We start from the raw sequence: 3106 nt of genomic DNA on the forward strand, positions 1-3106 counted from the left end.
GCACCACGAAGCCATGGTGCTGTGGGCCACCGTGACAATCATGACCCGCAAACTCCAACAGGCGACATCAGGCGCACCACCACATCCCAGATGGGGACGCCCCCGTAGCGGCCCGCCAGCGCCCATCGAGCAGGCAGCATAACCGTTTGTGAACAGGCTCTAAGGAGCCGGCGAAAAAGAAGCAGCTGATGACCGACATCTTTGCGCTCGCAATGGAATTGGGCGGCGCGATCTCCGGCGAACACGGTCTGGGCCACGCCAAGACCCCGTACTTCCTGCAGCTCGAAGACCCGGCGAAGATCGCGCTGATGCGCCGAATCAAGCAGAGCTTCGACCCGGCGGGGATCCTCAACCCCGGTATTCTCTTCCCCGCCGAAACGATGTGAGGCGGCCACCCCGTGGTGCGCTCGCGGCCGCTGCAGCGACTCATCGACTGCGCTGGTGCCGTCCGGTCCACCGATCCATCTCGAGACGTCGAGAGGATATCCAGCGATGCACTCAGGTAGGCCGCTGGCCGCGTTGGTAGCGGCGATTGTCGGCGTGCTGCTGAGCGGTGCGCCACCGGCGGCGCACGCCGATCAACCCGCGTTCGTCGTGAACCCCATCAGCCACGTCGACACGCTCATCGGCACCGGGACGGGCGGCGAAACGGTGGGCGAAATCAACAACTTCCCCGGGGCCTCGGTGCCCTTCGGCATGGTGCAGTACTCGCCGGACACCACTGACACCTATGCCGGCTACGACCACGATAACGAGCGCTCGACCGGATTCAGCATGACCCACGCCTCGGTGGGCTGCGCGGCGTTCGGCGATATTTCGATGCTGCCGACAACCACCCCGATCGGCCCGCGGCCCTGGGACGATTGGGAGGAGATCGCCCACGACAGCACCGAGGTGGGCGTGCCCGGCTACTACACCGTGCGCTTCCCCGCCACCGGGGTGACCGCGGAACTGACCGCCACCACGCGCACCGGTGTCGGCAGGTTCAGCTACCCGGCCAACGGTCACCATGCGCTGTTCCACGTGCGTTCCGGCGCGTCGCTGGGGGGCAAAGACGCCGCGACCATCCAGATCGGCCAGGACCACACCACGATCACCGGATCGGCGACCACCGGTGGATTCTGCGGCAAGAACAACACCTACACGGTGTACTTCGCCATGAAGTTCAGCCGGCCCTTCACCTCATATGGCACCTGGGACGGCGACGCGGTCTATCCCGGTGCCGGCACTGCGGATTCGATCTACAGCGGGGGGTACGTGGAGTTCCCGGCCGGCTCGGTGCTCGAGGCGCGGACCGCGATTTCCTACGTCAGTGTCGACGGGGCGCGGGCCAACCTCGGGGCCGAGGGCGGACGGAGTTTCGACGAGGTGCGCGCCGCCGCATTAGCGCAGTGGAACGCCGCGCTGGCCCGCATCACGGTGGCCGGCACCGATAGCGGCGACCTGCAAACCTTCTACACCTCGCTATACCGAACATTGTTGCACCCCAACACGTTCAACGACGCCGACGGACGCTATATCGGATTCGACGGCAACATCCACACCGTGGCCCAGGGGCACACCCAGTACGCCAACTTCTCCGACTGGGACACCTACCGGTGCTTGGCGGCCCTGCAGGCACTGCTGTTCCCGGCGCAAGCCAGCGACATGGCCCAATCGCTGGTGAACGACGCCGAGCAAAGCGGATCGCTTCCCCGTTGGGCCCTGGCCAATGCCGCGACCGGCGAGATGACCGGAGACAACGTGGTGCCGCTCATCGTGAACCTCTACACCTTCGGAGCCAGAGACTTCGACGTCAAGACGGCACTGCGCTACATGGTCAGCGGAGCCACCCAGGGCGGTGTCGGTCGGGGCGGCTACGTGGAGCGGCCCGGAATCGCCACCTACCTGGAGCGCGGCTACGCACCCCAGACGGACGAGTTCCGAGCCGACCACAACATCGTCGGCGCCTCGATCACGCTGGAGTGGTCGGTCGACGACTTCACCATCTCCCGGTTCGCCGACGCCCTCGGCGACACCGTGACCGCTGCCGAGTTCCAGAACCGGGCGCAGTACTGGCAGAACCTGTTCAATCCGGCCACCGGTTACCTCTCGCCCCGCAATGCCGACGGCGCGTTCCCTCTCGGGCCCGGCTTCCTGGAGCCTCTATGGGGCTTCGGCCAGGACGGATACGACGAGGGCAACGCCGAGCAATACCTGTGGTTGGTGCCGCACAACGTCGCTGGCCTGGTGGCCGCTCTCGGTGGCCGCCAGGCCGCGGCCGACCGGCTCGACCGCTTCCTGACTGAACTCAATGCGGGCCCCAACAGGCCGTTTATGTGGGCCGGCAACGAGCCGGACTTCGGGGTGCCGTGGCTGTACAACTACGTCGGTCAACCGTGGAAGACCCAGGAGACGGTCAACCGGGTGCGCAGCGAACTATTCGGCCCCAGACCCGACGGCGAGCCGGGTAACGACGACCTCGGCGCGCAGTCCAGCTGGTATGTCTGGGCCGCGCTCGGCCTGTTCCCCAGCACCCCGGGCACGCCGGTCCTCACCGTGAACACACCGCTGTTCGATCGCGCTCAGGTATCGATTCCGGGCGGCAAAACCATCCGGATCTTCGCCCCGGGGGCGTCCGGACGCTACGGCCTGAAGTACATCAACGGCCTCAGCGTCGACGGCCGGGCCACCGATCAGACATTGCTTCCGGAGTCGTTCATCCGCACCGGCGGCGACGTGACGTTCTCGCTATCCGCCACCCCCAATATGGTTTGGGGCACGGCGGAGTCCGCCGCGCCACCGTCGTTCGGCGCAGCAGCTCCGCCGTCACAGCAGCGGTCGTGATCGGCAATTCGCATGGTTGGGACCCGACCCGACAGCGTCGGGACCAGGTTGCACGGCCGCGTTACCGCACCCGAATTCACCACGCAAGCGACACGTTTAGCCTGCCGGGTGGCCCCGGGGGGTCTCACCCCGGGGCTCCCACAGAACGGAGCGTGACAGTCTCCCGTCACTCCGCTCTTCTCATCCAGTCCGTTTAGAACTCGGTCATCCACGCCCAGTGGGCGAACATGCCTGGTTGACGTTGCACCAGGTCTTTCCACCATCGCTGGGCCCTTTTGAA

At 66.2% G+C, this 3106-nt stretch carries 2 pseudogenes; both read left to right on the forward strand.

The annotated features are described in order from the left end of the window. Window positions 1-161: 161 nt before the first annotated feature. A pseudogene (locus EET03_RS16800) lies at window positions 162-386 on the forward strand (FAD-linked oxidase C-terminal domain-containing protein); the annotation flags it as partial. Window positions 387-492: 106 nt separating this feature from the next. Then, window positions 493-2802: pseudogene (locus tag EET03_RS16805) on the forward strand (GH92 family glycosyl hydrolase); the annotation flags it as partial. Between the last annotated feature and the right edge of the window lie 304 nt (window positions 2803-3106).

It is taken from the genome of Mycobacterium innocens (assembly GCF_900566055.1).
Lineage (GTDB): Bacteria > Actinomycetota > Actinomycetes > Mycobacteriales > Mycobacteriaceae > Mycobacterium > Mycobacterium innocens.